15 protein-coding genes are annotated in these 14,655 nt (G+C 73.5%); 14 read left to right on the forward strand and 1 reads right to left on the reverse strand.

All coding sequences use genetic code 11. The features are described from left to right. From KV205_RS03435 to KV205_RS03455, 5 genes are all read left to right on the forward strand, one after another. Positions 1–684: an SCO2322 family protein gene (locus tag KV205_RS03435; RefSeq protein WP_265862041.1), complete on the forward strand. Its 684-nt coding sequence runs from the start codon at positions 1–3 to the stop codon at positions 682–684. Beyond that, positions 681–1,817 carry an energy-coupling factor transporter transmembrane component T gene (locus KV205_RS03440; protein ID WP_265862042.1) on the forward strand — a complete coding sequence of 379 codons (1,137 nt, stop codon included), beginning with the start codon at positions 681–683 and terminating at the stop codon, positions 1,815–1,817. The genes KV205_RS03435 and KV205_RS03440 overlap by 4 nt, the downstream gene beginning before the upstream one ends. Beyond that, the gene (locus KV205_RS03445) at positions 1,814–3,547 is read left to right on the forward strand and encodes an ABC transporter ATP-binding protein (RefSeq protein WP_265862043.1); all 1,734 of its coding nucleotides are present in this window, start codon (positions 1,814–1,816) and stop codon (positions 3,545–3,547) included. The genes KV205_RS03440 and KV205_RS03445 overlap by 4 nt, the downstream gene beginning before the upstream one ends. After that, positions 3,544–4,422, forward strand: a complete 879-nt coding sequence (locus KV205_RS03450) for an ECF transporter S component (protein ID WP_265862044.1) — start codon at positions 3,544–3,546, stop codon at positions 4,420–4,422. Before KV205_RS03445 ends, KV205_RS03450 begins: the two co-directional genes overlap by 4 nt. A 335-nt stretch (positions 4,423–4,757) precedes the next feature. Continuing rightward, positions 4,758–5,159 (forward strand): transglycosylase SLT domain-containing protein, encoded by a 402-nt coding sequence (locus KV205_RS03455; protein WP_265862045.1) that lies wholly within the window; start codon positions 4,758–4,760, stop codon positions 5,157–5,159. A gap of 129 nt (positions 5,160–5,288) precedes the next feature. Here the strand turns inward: KV205_RS03455 and KV205_RS03460 are convergent, their stop codons facing one another. Then, the gene (locus KV205_RS03460; protein WP_265862046.1) at positions 5,289–6,458 is read right to left on the reverse strand and encodes a steroid 3-ketoacyl-CoA thiolase; all 1,170 of its coding nucleotides are present in this window, start codon (positions 6,456–6,458) and stop codon (positions 5,289–5,291) included. A 230-nt stretch (positions 6,459–6,688) separates the two neighbouring features. Here KV205_RS03460 and KV205_RS03465 point away from each other — a divergent pair, with 230 nt between their 5' ends. From KV205_RS03465 to KV205_RS03505, 9 genes are all read left to right on the forward strand, one after another. After that, entirely contained in the window at positions 6,689–7,942 is a 1,254-nt protein-coding gene (locus KV205_RS03465) for a cytochrome P450 (protein WP_265862047.1), read from the forward strand. Positions 7,943–8,045: 103 nt separating this feature from the next. Next, positions 8,046–9,155, forward strand: coding sequence for a DUF2330 domain-containing protein (locus KV205_RS03470; protein ID WP_265862048.1), 1,110 nt, complete (start codon positions 8,046–8,048; stop codon positions 9,153–9,155). After that, on the forward strand, positions 9,152–9,835 hold the full coding sequence (locus KV205_RS03475; RefSeq protein ID WP_265862049.1) for an O-methyltransferase: 684 nt from the start codon (positions 9,152–9,154) through the stop codon (positions 9,833–9,835). Before KV205_RS03470 ends, KV205_RS03475 begins: the two co-directional genes overlap by 4 nt. Before the next feature lie 71 nt (positions 9,836–9,906). Further along, entirely contained in the window at positions 9,907–10,257 is a 351-nt protein-coding gene (locus tag KV205_RS03480) for an antibiotic biosynthesis monooxygenase (protein WP_265862050.1), read from the forward strand. A 33-nt stretch (positions 10,258–10,290) separates the two neighbouring features. Beyond that, on the forward strand, positions 10,291–10,776 hold the full coding sequence (locus KV205_RS03485; protein WP_374214612.1) for a GNAT family N-acetyltransferase: 486 nt from the start codon (positions 10,291–10,293) through the stop codon (positions 10,774–10,776). Positions 10,777–11,044: 268 nt separating this feature from the next. Further along, on the forward strand, positions 11,045–12,082 hold the full coding sequence (locus KV205_RS03490; RefSeq protein ID WP_265862052.1) for a peptidoglycan-binding protein: 1,038 nt from the start codon (positions 11,045–11,047) through the stop codon (positions 12,080–12,082). Positions 12,083–12,280: 198 nt separating this feature from the next. After that, positions 12,281–12,952 (forward strand): HAD-IA family hydrolase, encoded by a 672-nt coding sequence (locus KV205_RS03495; RefSeq protein ID WP_265862053.1) that lies wholly within the window; start codon positions 12,281–12,283, stop codon positions 12,950–12,952. A 300-nt stretch (positions 12,953–13,252) separates the two neighbouring features. Continuing rightward, entirely contained in the window at positions 13,253–13,903 is a 651-nt protein-coding gene (locus KV205_RS03500; RefSeq protein WP_265862054.1) for an HNH endonuclease family protein, read from the forward strand. Positions 13,904–14,135: 232 nt separating this feature from the next. Next, entirely contained in the window at positions 14,136–14,600 is a 465-nt protein-coding gene (locus KV205_RS03505) for a DoxX family protein (RefSeq protein ID WP_265862055.1), read from the forward strand. Positions 14,601–14,655: the final 55 nt, after the last annotated feature.

Here is a 14,655-nt window from a genome sequence, read left to right on the forward strand (position 1 = left end):
GTGAGCAGCGGAAGCGGGCGGGTCCGGACCGGGCTCGCCGCGGCCGTCGGCGCCGCGATCGTGGCGGCCGCCGCCGTGCCCGCCCACGCCGCCGGGTCCGGCTACCGCTACTGGTCCTTCTGGGAGAACCAGGGCACCGACTGGGCGTACGCCACGCAGGGCCCGGCGACCGCCCGGCCCGCCGACGGCGACACGGTCGGCTTCCGCTTCGCCGTCAGCCGGGACGCCTCCGACGCGACCCGCCCCTCCGCCGTCCCCGATTTCACCCGGATCTGCGCGGGCGTGGAGCCGAAGGCCGGTACGAAGCGGGTCGCCGTCGTCATCGACTTCGGGCGCCCCGAGGACGCCCCGGCGGGCGAGCGGCCGCCGGCCCCGGCGCCGCGCACCGCGTGCCCGCAGGTACGGGAGGACGCCACCGCCGCCGAGGCGCTTGCGGCCGTCGCCAAGCCGCTGCGCTACGACGCCAACGTGCTGCTGTGCGGGATCTCCGGCTACCCGAAGCAGGGCTGCGGCGAGCAGGTCGCGCTCCCGGAGGAGCAGCCGACGCGCGCCACCGGGGGGACCGGCACCACCGCGTCCGACTCCGACTCCGGCGGGCCGTCCGTGGGCCTGGTCGTGGGCGGGGCCGCGGTGCTGCTGCTCGGCACGGCGGGCGTCGTGCAGGCCCGCCGCCGGCGCGGATGACCCCGGCGGGATCCACGGGACACGGCCTCGTCGCGCGGCTGCGCGCGCCGCGGGCCGACCGGGCGAACGCGCTGCACCCCGGTGCTTGGTGGCTCTGGGCGCTCGGCCTCGCCGTGGCCGCCTCCCGCACCACCAATCCGCTGCTGCTCGGGATGGTCGTCGGCGTGGCGGGTTACGTGGTGGCCGCGCGCCGCACCGACGCGCCGTGGGCCCGCTCGTACGGCGCGTTCGTGAAGCTGGGTCTCGCGGTCGTCGGCATCCGGGTCCTCTTCTCCCTGCTCCTCGGCTCGCCGATCCCCGGCGCGTACGAGCTGTTCGCACTGCCCGAGGTGCCGCTCCCGGACTGGGCGCAGGGCATCCGGATCGGCGGCCGGGTGACCGCCGAGCAGCTGGTGTTCGCGCTGTACGACGGGCTGAAGCTGGCGACCCTGCTGATCTGCGTGGGCGCGGCGAACGCGCTGGCCAACCCGTCGCGGCTGCTCAAGTCGCTGCCGGGCGCGCTGTACGAGGTGGGGGTCGCCGTGGTCGTCGCGATGACCTTCGCGCCGAACCTGGTCGCGGACGTGGTGCGGCTGCGCACCGCCCGGCGGCTGCGCGGGCGGCCCACCGGCGGGGTGCGGGCGCTGCTCCAGATCGGCCTGCCGGTGCTCGAGGGCGCGCTCGAACGGTCGGTGGCGGTGGCGGCGTCGATGGACGCGCGGGGGTACGGGCGTACGGCGCGGGTGCCGGCGGCGGTACGGCGTACCACCAACGTCCTCACCCTGGGCGGTCTGCTCGGGGTGTGCGCCGGTTCGTACGGCCTGCTGGCCGCGCAGGGCGCGGGCTACGGCGTGCCGCTGCTCGTGGCGGGCCTCGTCGCGGCGGTCGCGGGCCTCAGGCTCGGCGGCCGGCGCACCGTCCGCACCCGCTACCGGCCGGACCGGTGGGGCGCGCGGGCCTGGCTGGTCGCGGGCTCGGGTATCGCCGTGGCCGCGCTGGTGATCTGGACGGGCGCGGCGGTGCCGGGGGCGATGCGCCCCGGGGTCGTCCCGCTGGAGGCGCCCGAGCTGCCGGTGTGGCCGGCGCTGTCTGTGCTGGTCGGGCTGCTGCCCGCGTTCGTGGCCCCGGTGCCGGAGGAGAGTGCGCGTCCGTGATCCGTTTCGAGAACGTCTCGGTGACGTACGACGGGGAGTCCGCGCCCACCCTCAAGGACGTGGACCTGACCGTGCCCGAAGGCGAGCTGGTGCTCCTCGTCGGGCCCTCGGGCGTCGGCAAGTCCACCCTGCTCGGGGCCGTCTCCGGTCTCGTCCCGCACTTCACCGGCGGCACGCTGCGGGGCCGGGTGACGGTCGACGGGCGCGACACCCGCACGCATCCGCCGCGCGAGCTGGCGGACGTGGTGGGCACGGTGGGCCAGGACCCGCTCGCCCACTTCGTCACCGACACGGTCGAGGACGAGCTCGCCTACGGCATGGAGTCCCTGGGCCTGGCCCCGTCCGTGATGCGGCGCCGCGTCGAGGAGACCCTGGATCTCCTCGGCCTCGCGGACCTGCGCGACCGCCCGATCGCCACCCTCTCCGGCGGCCAGCAGCAGCGCGTCGCCATCGGCTCCGTCCTCACCCCGCACCCCAAGGTCCTCGTCCTCGACGAACCGACCTCGGCCCTCGACCCCTCGGCGGCGGAGGACGTCCTCGCCGTCCTCCAGCGCCTGGTCCACGACCTCGGCACGACGGTCCTCATGGCGGAGCACCGCCTGGAACGCGTGGTCCAGTACGCGGACCGCGTCCTGCTCCTGCCCGAGTCCGTCATGGGCCCGCCCGCCGAGATGATGGCGGTCTCCGCCATCCACCCCCCGGTCGTCGCGCTGGGCCGGGCGGCCGGCTGGTCCCCGCTGCCGCTGACGGTGCGGGACGCGCGGCGGGCGGCGGGGCCGCTGAAGCGGGCGCTGGCGGGGCGGGTGCCGGGTGCGCCTGAAAATCCAGCCCCGCCGGCGATTGAGGCGCGGGGGGCTGGGGGCAGCGCCCCCTCACGCGGCGGAGCCGCATATGTCACAGCCGGGAAGGGGCGGGGTGGGGGAATCTCCCTGTTCAAGCGGCGCCGCACCGAACCCACCACCCCAGCCGCCCCCACCCCCCTCGTCCATGTCGACCGTCTCGCCGTCCGCCGCGCCCGCATCGACGCCCTCCGCCGCCTCACCCTCACCGTCGCCCCCGGCGAGACCATCGCCCTCATGGGCCGCAACGGCGCCGGCAAGTCGACCCTGCTCGGGACGCTCGTAGGGACGATCACGCCCACCTCCGGGACCGTGCGGGTCGCGGGACTCACCCCGCACGCCACCGACCCGCGGCAGCTGATCCGCCACGTCGGGCTCGTCCCGCAGGAGCCGCGGGACCTGCTGTACGCGGACACCGTCGCCGCCGAGTGCGAGGCGGCGGACGCCGACGCGGGCGCGCCGCCCGGAAGCTGCCGGGAGCTGGTGTCGGAGCTGCTGCCGGGGGTCGCGGACGACACTCACCCCCGGGACCTGTCCGAGGGCCAGCGCCTCGCCCTCGCCCTCGCCGTCGTCCTGACCGCCCGCCCGCCCCTGCTCCTCCTCGACGAACCGACCCGCGGGCTCGACTACGCGGCGAAGGCGCGCCTGGTGCACCGGTTGCGGGCGCTCGCCGCCGAGGGGCACGCGATCGTCCTGGCGACGCACGACGTGGAGCTGGCGGCGGAGCTGGCGCACCGGGTGGTGATCATCGCGGGCGGCGAGGTGGTCGCCGACGGCCCGACGGCCGAGGTCGTGGTCTCCTCCCCCGCCTTTTCGCCGCAGGTCGCGAAGGTGCTCGCGCCGGAGCCGTGGCTCACGGTCGAGCAGGTCGAGGAGGCACTCCGCGCATGACCACCACACGGCCCCGCCCCATCCGCCTCGGCCCCAGGTCCGTCGCCGCCCTCGCCCTCGTCTCCTTCGTCGGCCTCGTCGCCATCGGCTGGCCGCTCTTCGCGGACCGTGACTCCGCGCTCACGGACCACGCCGCCGACGCGCCCTGGTTCTTCGCGCTGATGCTGCCGCTCCTCATCGGTGTCGTCGTGGCGACGATCGCCGACTGCGGCATGGACGCGAAGGCGGTGGCGATGCTGGGGGTGCTGGCCGCCGTGGGGGCGGCGCTGCGGCCGATCGGGGCGGGGACGGCCGGTCTGGAGCCGATGTTCTTCCTGATGGTGCTGAGCGGCCGGGTCCTCGGCCCGGGCTTCGGTTTCGTCCTCGGCGCGGTGACGATGTTCGCGTCCGCCCTGCTCACCGGCGGGGTGGGGCCCTGGATGCCGACGCAGATGCTGGCGATGGGCTGGTTTGCGATGGGCGCGGGCCTGCTGCCGGGCCCGGACCGGCTGCGCGGGCGGCGTGAGCTGGTGCTGCTCGCCGCGTACGGCTTCGTGGCGGCCTTCGCGTACGGCACGGTCACGAACCTCTACGGATGGGTCACCGTCAGTGCGGGGAACCAGCAGGCCGGGATCTTCTTCCTACCGGGCGATCCGGCCTCCGCGAACCTGGTCCGCTTCCTGGCCTTCCTCCTCACCACGTCCCTCGGCTGGGACCTCGGCCGCGCCCTGCTCACCGTCGTCCTCACGATGACGGTCGGCGGCGCCCTCCTCCGAGCGCTGCGGCGGGCGACGCGGCGGGCGAACTTCGAGGCCCAGGTCACATTCGAGGGCCCCGGAACGGGCCTCCGGGGTGAGGCGCCTCATAGGACCCAGGTCACGTACGACGTGGAATAGTAGGCCCGCGCGGACCTCCCAAATCATCCCAAACACGAGCGCGAACCCCGTAAACAGGGCACTTCCGCCGCTTCCCGGCCCGGGTCCTCCGGCCCGGGTCTCGCCCGCCGGGTCCGAACCTTCCTCGTACCGGGGGTCATTGCGCCGCCCCGCCGGATTTGTTTCTGTAGTGGACGTCGCCAGGCAGCCGGTGCTCAGGGCCTCTCGCCCAGAGCATCACGGCAGACCACACCAGGCAGGCCGGTTCCCCACCAGTTCCCGGTTCTCCGGGCTCTGGTTCCGGCATGCCGAAATCGCCCGGCGCGACCTTTGCCCCCGACGTTAGGTATGACGCTTTGTTCCGCTCGATCGCCACTCGCGCCGCCTCCCGCAAGAAGACCTTCGCCGTCTCCGCCGCCCTTCTTCTGGGCGCCTCGGGCGCGGTGCTCGGCAGCACGGGTTCGGCCTCGGCCGCCACCCCGCAGGAGATCGCCCGACAGATCGTGCCGCCGTCGCAGTTCGCCTCCTTCAGCAAGATCGTGGAGCACGAGTCCGGCTGGAACGCCTCCGCCACCAACTCCTCCAGCGGCGCCTACGGCCTGGTCCAGGCCCTGCCCGGCTCGAAGATGTCCTCGGCCGGTGCCGACTGGAAGACCAACCCCGCCACCCAGATCAAGTGGGGTCTGAACTACATGAACGAGCGCTACGGCTCCCCGAACGGCGCCTGGTCCTTCTGGCAGTCCCACGGCTGGTACTGAGCCGACCCGGTAGCGCCGCAGCGCAGCCGATAGCGCAGCCACAGCTCCACGCAGCAAGGCCCCGTCCTCCCTCAGCGGAGGAATCGGGGCCTGCGGCGTTTCCGTGCACTACGGGCGCCGGATGACGCGCTAGAGCCGCTGGATGATCGTCCCCGTCGCCAGCGCCCCGCCCGCGCACATCGTGATCAGCGCGAACTCCTTGTCCGTACGCTCCAGCTCGTGCAGCGCCGTGGCGATCAGCCGCGCCCCGGTGGCACCCACCGGGTGCCCGAGGGCGATGGCGCCGCCGTTGACGTTGACCTTCTCCAGGTCCTGGTCGAAGACCTGCGCCCAGCTGAGCACCACCGAGGCGAAGGCCTCGTTGATCTCCACCAGGTCGATGTCCTTGAGCGACATCCCGGCCTTGCCGAGCACGGCCCGGGTCGCGTCGATCGGCCCGTCGAGGTGGTAGTGCGGGTCGGCGCCGACCAGGGCCTGGGCGACGATCCGGGCGCGCGGGCGCAGCTTGAGCGCGCGGGCCATCCGCTTGGAGGCCCACATGATCGCGCTGGCGCCGTCGGAGATCTGGGAGGAGTTCCCGGCGGTGTGGACGGCGGTCGGCATGACCGGCTTGAGCCGGCCCAGGACCTCCATCGTGGAGTCGCGCAGTCCCTCGTCGCGGTCGACGAGCCGCCACATGCCCTGTCCCGCGGCCTGCTCCTCCTCCGTCGTCGGGACCTGGACGGCGAAGGTCTCCCGCTTGAAGCGCTCCTCGCCCCAGGCGGTGGCGGCGCGCTCCTGGGAGAGCAGGCCGAGGGAGTCGACGCGCTCGCGGGTGAGTCCGCGGCGCCGGGCGATGCGCTCGGCGGCCTCGAACTGGTTGGGCAGGTCGACGTTCCACTCGTCGGGCCAGGGCTTGCCGGGTCCGTGCTTGGAGCCGGAGCCGAGCGGGACCCGGGACATCGCCTCGACGCCGCAGCTGATGCCGATGTCGATGACGCCGGCCGCGACCATGTTGGCGACCATGTGGCTGGCCTGCTGGGAGGAGCCGCACTGGCAGTCGACGGTGGTGGCGGCGGTCTCGTACGGGAGACCCATGGTGAGCCAGGCGGTGCGGGCCGGGTTCATGGACTGCTCGCCGGCGTGGGTGACGGTGCCGCCGACGATCTGCTCGACGCAGTCGGCGTGGATGCCGGTGCGGCCGAGGAGTTCGCGGTAGGTCTCCCCGAGGAGGTAGGCGGGATGGAGGTTGGCGAGTGCGCCTCCGCGCCTGCCGATGGGGGTGCGTACGGCTTCGACGATGACGGGTTCCGCGGCCATGTGAGCTCGTCCTCTCCTCGCCCGGGCGGGGTGTCCCGGCACCCTCGCCGGTCGACGTCACGTAGAACTAGTACGCGTTCTAGTTCTGAGTGCAGTCTTATGACTGCTACCGCCGGTACGCAAGGGTCCGGGACGCAACAGTTCACGCCGCGCGCCTTGCTAGTTGTAGAACTCGTTACTACCTTTTCCGGCAACTTCTGATGGGCCATCAGATATGGAGCGTGTTGCCGATGCCCTGCCCCCATCTCTCCGAAGGGTTCGACGCCACCGACCCCGATCTGCTCCAAAGCCGCGTCCCGCACCCCGAGTTCGCCCGGCTCCGGCAGACCGCTCCCGTCTGGTGGTGCGCCCAGCCCCCCGGCGTCACCGGCTTCGCCGACACCGGCTACTGGGCCGTGACCCGGCACTCCGACGTCAAGTACGTCTCCACGCACCCCGAGTTGTTCTCCTCCAACGAGAACACCGCCGTCATCCGCTTCAACGAGCACATCAACCGCGACCAGATCGAGGTCCAGAAGCTGATCATGCTCAACATGGACCCGCCCGAGCACAGCCGGGTCCGCCAGATCGTCCAGCGCGGCTTCACCCCGCGCGCCATCCGCAGCCTGGAGACCGCCCTGCGCGACCGGGCCCGCGCCATCGTCGCCGAGGCCAAGGCGGCTGCGGCGGCGCCCGGTTCGGACGGCGCCTTCGACTTCGTCACCCGGGTCGCCGTCGAACTCCCGCTGCAGGCCATCGCCGAACTCATCGGCGTACCGCAGGAGGACCGGGCCCGGATCTTCGACTGGTCGAACAAGATGGTCGCGTACGACGACCCCGAGTACGCCATCACCGAGGAGATCGGCGCCGAGGCCGCCATGGAGCTCATCGGCTACTCGATGAACCTCGCCGCCGCCCGCAAGGAGTGCCCCGCCAAGGACATCGTGTCCCAGCTCGTCGCCGCCGAGGGCCAGGGCAACCTGTCCTCCGACGAGTTCGGCTTCTTCGTGCTGCTGCTCGCCGTCGCCGGCAACGAGACCACCCGCAACGCGATCAGCCACGGCATGCACGCCTTCCTCACCCACCCCGAGCAGTGGGAGCTCTACAAGGCGGAGCGCCCGGCCACCGCCGCCGAGGAGATCGTCCGCTGGGCCACCCCGGTCGTCTCCTTCCAGCGCACCGCCACCCAGGACACCGAACTCGGCGGCCAGAAGATCAGGAAGGGCGACCGCGTCGGCCTCTTCTACTCCTCCGCCAACTACGACCCCGAGGTCTTCGAGAACCCCGAGGCCTTCGACATCACCCGCGACCCCAACCCGCACCTCGGCTTCGGCGGCGGCGGACCCCACTTCTGCCTCGGCAAGTCCCTCGCCATCAAGGAGATCGAGCTGATCTTCGACGCCCTCGCCGACGAACTGCCCGACCTCACCCTCGCCGGCGACCCGCGCCGGCTCCGCGCGGCCTGGCTCAACGGCATCAAGGAGCTCCAGGTCAAGGTGGCCTGAACCAGGTCGTCGAGAGAGGAGGAGCGGCTGGAACCAGCCGCTCCCCTCGTACGTCCGAGCAGTCATGCGGGGGACACCACGACTTCTCAAGCGGCCGCTCACCATGCGACTCGTCACCATGCTGCTCGCGCTGCTCGCGCTCCAGCTCGGCTCGCTCGTCGCGCCGGCCTACGCCTGCGGCTGCGGCGCCATGGTCACCAACCGGATGGACCGGATCGGCGTCGACCGGGAGACCTCGGCCGTGCACTGGGACGCGCGGACCGGCACCGAGCGGATCGTCATGCGCTTCACCGTGCACGGCGACGCCGAGAAGGCCGCCTGGGTCATGCCGGTGCCACACCGCGCCGACGTCGCCCTCGGCGACCCCGCGCTCTTCGACCAGCTCGACGGGCTGACCGCGCCCGAACGCCGCACCCGCGACTACTTCTGGCCGCGCGGCCGCGACTGGCCCTTCTCCTCCGACGGCGACGGCGCCTCCGCCGGGGCCATGCCCGGCGCCGGACCGGGCGTCGGGGTCGTCGGCCGGGAACGCCTCGGGCCCTTCGACGTGGCCCGGCTCACCGCCACCGACCCGACCGCGCTCGGCGACTGGCTGCACCGCAACGGCTTCGAGCTCTCCGACCGGCTCGCCGCCGAGCTGCGCCCGTACGTGGCGCAGAGGTGGGAGTACGTCGCCGTCCGCCTCGCCCCCGAGAAGGCCGGCGAACCGCTCTACGGCGCCCTCGACCCGCTCCGCATCAGCTTCCCGAACGACCGGCCCGTCTACCCGATGCGCCTGTCCCGGCTCGCCGCCACCCCGCAGTCCCTCGGCCTGTACGTGCTCTCCGACCACCGCATGGAGCCGAAGGACGCCATCGGCGGCGCCCGCCCCGAGGTGCTGTTCGCCGGCGCCGTCGACCGGCCCGACGGCGCGCTCGCCGAACTCACCGGCCCCGGCCGGGTGTTCCTCACCGCCGTCGACCAGTCCTTCCCCGAGCCCGCCCGCATCAACGGCGACCACGAACTCGTCCGGGCCGCCGCCGACACGCCGTACCGCGAGATCATCTGGAAGGACCGGCTGTGGACGGCCGGCGGCATCCCCGTCTGGCTGCTGACCGTCACCGGCACGGTCCTGCTGCTCGCCGCCGTCGGATTCGCCGTGGCGCGAACCCGGCGCCGGGGCCGCGCCGACCGCCCGCGGCCCGGCGCATCAGGTGTACGTTCGGCCGCATGACCACCCATGACCGTGACCAGGCTCAATGGACCGCCGTCGACACCTACTTGACCGATCTGCTCGCCCCCGGCGACGAGGGGCTGACCGGCGCCCTCGCCGACTCCAGGGCGGCCGGGCTGCCCGAGATCGCCGTCGCGCCCAACCAGGGCAAGCTGCTCAACCTGCTGGTGGCCACGCAGGGCGCGAAGAACATCCTGGAGATCGGCACCCTCGGCGGCTACAGCACCATCTGGATGGCCCGCGCGCTGCCCGCCGACGGGCGGCTCGTCACCCTGGAGTACTCCCCCGCGCACGCCGAGGTCGCCCGCGCCAACATCGCCCGGGCCGGCCTCGCCGAGACCGTCGAGGTGCGCGTCGGCGCGGCCCTGGACACCCTGCCGCTCCTGGAGAAGGAGGGCGCGGGCCCGTTCGACTTCGTCTTCGTCGACGCCGACAAGGTCAACAACCCGCACTACGTCAGCTGGGCGCTCAGGCTCTCCCGCCCCGGCACGCTGATCGTCGTCGACAACGTCGTCCGGGCCGGGAAGGTCGCCACCGAACACCCCGACGACCCGGCCATCAGCGGCACCCGCGCGATGTTCGACCTGATCGCCCACGAGCCCCGCCTCGACGCGACCGCCCTCCAGACCGTCGGCACCAAGGGTTACGACGGGCTGCTCCTCGCCCGCGTCCTCGGCTGACCTGAGGCGGCCCTCCGGACAGGGCTTTCGGCCCTGTCCGGTACGGGTCCGCTCCTGCCTATGCTGCCGGTATGAGCATCGTGAAGATCAACGTCCTGACCGTGCCCGCCGAGCAGCGCGAGCTCCTAGAGCAGCGCTTCGCCGCGCGCGCCGGCGCCGTGGAGAACTCGGACGGCTTCGAGTGGTTCGAGTTGCTCCGCCCGCTGGAGGGCACGGACGAATACCTCGTCTACACCCGCTGGCGCAGCGAGGACGACTTCCAGGCCTGGATGAACGGGCCGCGGAAGGCCGCCCACGAGGGCCGGGGCGAGGCCGGGGGCGAGGCCGGGGGCGAGGGCGGGGGCGAGCGTCCGAAGCCCGCCGCGACCGGCTCCACGCTGTGGTCCTTCGAGGTCGTCCAGCAGGCCGCCCCCAAGCCGTAAACGGGGTGCCCGGTGCGGTCGTGCGCGGCCAGAATGGCGCGCATGACCTGGACCTTCACCCCCGAGCGCGTCGACACCCCGGACGCCACCGCCCTGCGCCGCGACTACTACGGCGACGTCGCCGGCCGCTACTGGCGGCGCCCCGCCACCGAGGCGGAGATCGACGAGGGCCTGGACGGCGACGGCGTCGAGCTGCTCGCGCCGCCCACCGGGCAGTTCCTGGTGGCGCGGTACGAGGACGAGCCGGCCGGCTGCGGCGGGGTGCTGCTGCTCGACGCGGAGCGGGCCGAGCTCACCCGGGTCTTCCTGCGTCACGCGTACCGCGGCAAGGGCGGGGCCGGACCGCTGCTCGACCGCCTGGAGGACGCGGCCCGCGCCCTCGGCGCCCGCCGGATGGTCCTGAACACCCGCCTCGACCTGGTGGAGGCGCGGGCGCTGTACACGCGCCACGGCTACGCCGAGATCCCGGCGTACTGCACCGGCCCGTACATGGACATCTGGTACGGCAAGGAGCTCTAGGCCGGTGGGCGGGTCCGGCCCCCACTGCCGGGCCATGGGCGCCTCCTCCGTCTCGCCCGCTCCCCCGTCCTGGGGCGTTTGGCCTGTTATGGCCTGCGGAGAGGGCACAGTTGGGCACAGCTGTTCACCTCGCCGCCGGGGCCGGGCTGCATAATCGCTCGCAGTTGAACCGGGGAGGGACCCAACGATGTCCGGACACGCCTGTCCTGAATGCGGTGTACACAGACCTGGCTGCGCCTGCGAGCGAGCGCAGGCGCAGGCCGCGGCGATGGCCGCGGCCGAGGACTTCGACCCGCTGCGCATCCGGCCGTACGTGACGCTGCCGGGGCACGGTGACGGGACGGGCGACGGGATGGGGGACGCGACCGCGGTGCTGCCTCCGGTCGCGCCGCCGCCGGCACCGCCCGCACCGCCGGTGGCGCCGGGGCCGCTCGCGGGGCCGCTGCCGCCGGAGGCGGTGCCTCCGGCAACCCCGGCGCCCCAGGCACCTCTGCCGGAGGCAGGCGCGGGGGCCGGTTCGGGCGGGGGGCCCGAGACCATGCGCCTGCTGCTGCCGGGGACGGCGCCGGACCTCGCGTACGAGGGCGGGATCCCCTACGGGTACGAGCCGGAGCCCGGATACGAGCCGGGGTACCCGGACGAGGGCCCCGTGCACACCCTGGCGTACGCCCCCGACGGGCGCGCCGGGCACGGTCGGGGGCGCGGCCGGGCCCGTACGGGAATGATCGCGGGCGTGGTCGCGGCCGCCGTGGTCGGCACCGCCGCCCTGGCCGCCGCGCTGATCGGCGGCGGCGACGAGACCGACGACCGGGCCGGCGTGCCCGAGGTCACCACCAGCGCCTCCGACAACGTGGCCGTGTCCGAGGCCCCGACGCCCACCCCCTCGGAGTCGGCGAGCGCCTCCGCGACCCCGAGCCCGACCCGTACGGGCACCGGCTCGCCGTCCCCCGCGGCCACCCGCGCGACGCCCACGGCGACCGCGCCCGCCGCCCCGCCCCGTACGGCGTCCGCGACACCGGCCCGCCCGAGCGCCACATCGTCGGCGGACGGCACGACCCTGCGGCTCGGTTCCACCGGGGACGACGTACGGGACCTCCAGCGGCGGCTGCGGCAACTGGGCCTCTACAGCGGGCGGATCGACGGCACGTACGGGCGGAAGGTCGAGCACGCGGTCGAGGTCTTCCAGTCGTACATGTACATCGAGGAGGACCCCAGGGGCGTCTACGGGCCGACCACCCGGCGCGCTCTGGAGAACGCGACGAACGACCGGGACGGCGGCTCGGGCGGCGGCGACGGCTGGGGCTAGGCCCGGAAGCCGAAGCGGGACCGGGACCGGGCGAGGGCGCGGCGGGGCGAGGACCGGGATGTGGACGGACTTGGCGCGCCTCCGCCTCGTTTTGTATCGTGGAGAAACAAAGTGGCCCCGCCCGCACACCCTGACCGGCGGGCGGGACCGCTTCGTACCGTCACGCCTCATCTCCGACACCCCTCCTGGAGATCCCCGATGACCGCCACCACCCCGGCGTCGCTCACCGCCCGCGCCCTCCTGCTCGACATGGACGGCACGCTCGTCAACTCCGACGCCGTGGTGGAGCGCTGCTGGCGCCGCTGGGCCGAGCGGCACGGGCTCGACCCGGAGGAGGCCCTGAAGGTGGTGCACGGGCGCCAGGGCTACGCCACGATGGCCGTGCTGCTCCCGGACCGCCCGATGGCGGAGAACCACGCGGACAACCGGGTCATGCTCGCCGAGGAGACCGCCGACCTCGACGGGGTCGTGCCGGTGCCGGGCGCGCCCGCGTTCATGGCCGCGCTCGCGGCCCTGCCGCACGCCCTGGTGACCTCCGCCGACCGCGCGCTGTCCGAGGCCCGGATGGGCGCGGCGGGGCTGCCGATGCCGGCGACCCGGATCACCGCCGAGTCGGTCGGCGCGAGCAAGCCGGACCCGGAGGGCTTCCTGAAGGGCGCGGCGGCGCTGGGCTTCGAGCCGGCCGACTGCGTGGTCTTCGAGGACTCCGAGGCGGGCATCCGGGCGGGCCGGGCGGCCGGCATGCGGGTGGTGGGCGTGGGCCCGCGGGCCGCCGCCTTCGCGCCCGACGTCCATGTCGCGGACCTGACCGGCGTACGGATCGAGCCGGCGGCGGACGGCACGCTCACCCTGCACTTCGCACGCCCCTGACCACGCCCCCGAGTCCCCGGAACTCCCGGAACCCTCAAGGGCGGCCCGTACGCGCACGCGCGTACGGGCCGCCCTTTCCGTATCCCCACACTCCCTCCCGAACTCCCGGACTCCCGAACTCCCGTGCAGCCGGGGCACGTCACACCCCTTGATGTGACGTGTTCATGTCGCCACTCTGTTACCTGGCGCACCCCTCACGGAAACCACGCGCCGCCACGATGACCGGGCCGCCCGGCACCCGGGGCCGCGCCCCGGGTGGGCCGGTCGCGGCCAAGGTCCCCCCACCCCAAGGGAGTTCGCATGTCCGCCGCCAGCATCTACGCGCGTCGAACCGCCGTCCTCGCCGCCTCCGCCGCCCTGGCCGCCACCGGCCTCCTCGCCACCGCCCCGGCCGCCCAGGCCTCCCCGCCCACCCCGGTCAGCGCCGCCACCGCGCGTACCTACCTCTCCTCCCTCACCGTGAAGGCGGAAGGTTCCTCCACCGGCTACAGCCGTGATCTCTTCCCCCACTGGATCACCCAGTCCGGCACCTGCAACACCCGCGAGGTGGTCCTCAAGCGCGACGGCGTGAACGTCGTCACGGACTCCAACTGCGCCGCCGTGAGCGGCAGCTGGTACTCCGAGTACGACGGCGCCACCTGGACGCTCGCCTCCGACCTCGACATCGACCACGTCGTCCCGCTCGCCGAGGCCTGGCGCTCGGGCGCCAACTCCTGGACCACCAGCCGCCGGCAGTCCTTCGCCAACGACCTGACCCGCCCGCAGCTCATCGCCGTCACCGACAACGTCAACCAGTCCAAGGGCGACCAGGACCCGGCGGAGTGGATGCCCTCGCGCACCGCGTACCGGTGCACCTACGCCCGGATGTGGGTGCAGGTGAAGTACTACTACGGCCTCAGCGTCGACTCGGCGGAGAAGAGCGCCCTGCAGTCGGTGCTCAACGGCTGCTGAACGGCCACCGAGCGACTGCCGAACGACTGCCGAACGACTACCCAACGGGTGCCGAACGGCTACCGAACGGCTGCCGGGTACACGCACGGCGCTGAGCTCGTGCGTCTTCCACAGGGTTCTTGTTGAACTTGCAAGCATTGGTGAGGGCTGCCTAATCTGAGGACTCATCGGTTCCGTCCCCCACGGCCCGTGCCGCCCGGCATGGGCCAGACCGAAGGAGTTCTCCGTCCTCATGAACGCGCTCGCGAGCCGCCTCAACCAGGCCCAGCCGTACGTGCTCGGCATCTTCCGGATCGTCCTCGGCCTGCTCTTCGCCTGCCACGGCGCCGCCTCCCTCTTCGGCTGGATCGGCGGCGCCGGTGGCAGCGGCGCCACCATCCCCGGCGGCACGTGGCCCGGTTGGTACGCGGCGGTCATCCAGCTCGTCGCGGGCGCCCTGGTGCTGCTCGGCCTGGGCACGCGCGGCGCGGCGTTCATAGCCTCGGGCTCGATGGCGTACGCGTACTTCGACGTCCACCAGTCCCAGGCGCTGTTCCCGCTCCAGAACGGCGGCGAGTCCGCGGCCATGTTCTGCTGGGCCTTCCTGCTGCTCGTCTTCACCGGCCCGGGCGCGCTGGCGCTCGGCGGCCTCTTCGGCGCGGGCGGCACGAGCGACGCGGGGCGCACGGAGGAGAAGTCCGCGACCGTGACGGCGTAAGGACGCCGAAACACCCGAGACGCCCGAGACACCGAGGGCTCAGGGCTTACGGGCC

Source organism: Streptomyces sp. SKN60, assembly GCF_026236535.1.
Classification (GTDB): domain Bacteria; phylum Actinomycetota; class Actinomycetes; order Streptomycetales; family Streptomycetaceae; genus Streptomyces.

Bases quoted from the DNA above. Each gene is read 5' to 3' on its own strand.
- KV205_RS03440 (WP_265862042.1), top strand. From the start codon at position 681: ATGACCCCGGCGGGATCCACGGGACACGGCCTCGTCGCGCGGCTGCGC.
- KV205_RS03450 (WP_265862044.1), top strand. From the start codon at position 3,544: ATGACCACCACACGGCCCCGCCCCATCCGCCTCGGCCCCAGGTCCGTC.
- KV205_RS03460 (WP_265862046.1), bottom strand. From the start codon at position 6,458: ATGGCCGCGGAACCCGTCATCGTCGAAGCCGTACGCACCCCCATCGGC.
- KV205_RS03465 (WP_265862047.1), top strand. From the start codon at position 6,689: ATGCCCTGCCCCCATCTCTCCGAAGGGTTCGACGCCACCGACCCCGAT.
- KV205_RS03470 (WP_265862048.1), top strand. From the start codon at position 8,046: ATGCGACTCGTCACCATGCTGCTCGCGCTGCTCGCGCTCCAGCTCGGC.
- KV205_RS03475 (WP_265862049.1), top strand. From the start codon at position 9,152: ATGACCACCCATGACCGTGACCAGGCTCAATGGACCGCCGTCGACACC.
- KV205_RS03480 (WP_265862050.1), top strand. From the start codon at position 9,907: ATGAGCATCGTGAAGATCAACGTCCTGACCGTGCCCGCCGAGCAGCGC.
- KV205_RS03485 (WP_374214612.1), top strand. From the start codon at position 10,291: ATGGCGCGCATGACCTGGACCTTCACCCCCGAGCGCGTCGACACCCCG.
- KV205_RS03490 (WP_265862052.1), top strand. From the start codon at position 11,045: ATGGCCGCGGCCGAGGACTTCGACCCGCTGCGCATCCGGCCGTACGTG.
- KV205_RS03495 (WP_265862053.1), top strand. From the start codon at position 12,281: ATGACCGCCACCACCCCGGCGTCGCTCACCGCCCGCGCCCTCCTGCTC.
- KV205_RS03500 (WP_265862054.1), top strand. From the start codon at position 13,253: ATGTCCGCCGCCAGCATCTACGCGCGTCGAACCGCCGTCCTCGCCGCC.
- KV205_RS03505 (WP_265862055.1), top strand. From the start codon at position 14,136: ATGAACGCGCTCGCGAGCCGCCTCAACCAGGCCCAGCCGTACGTGCTC.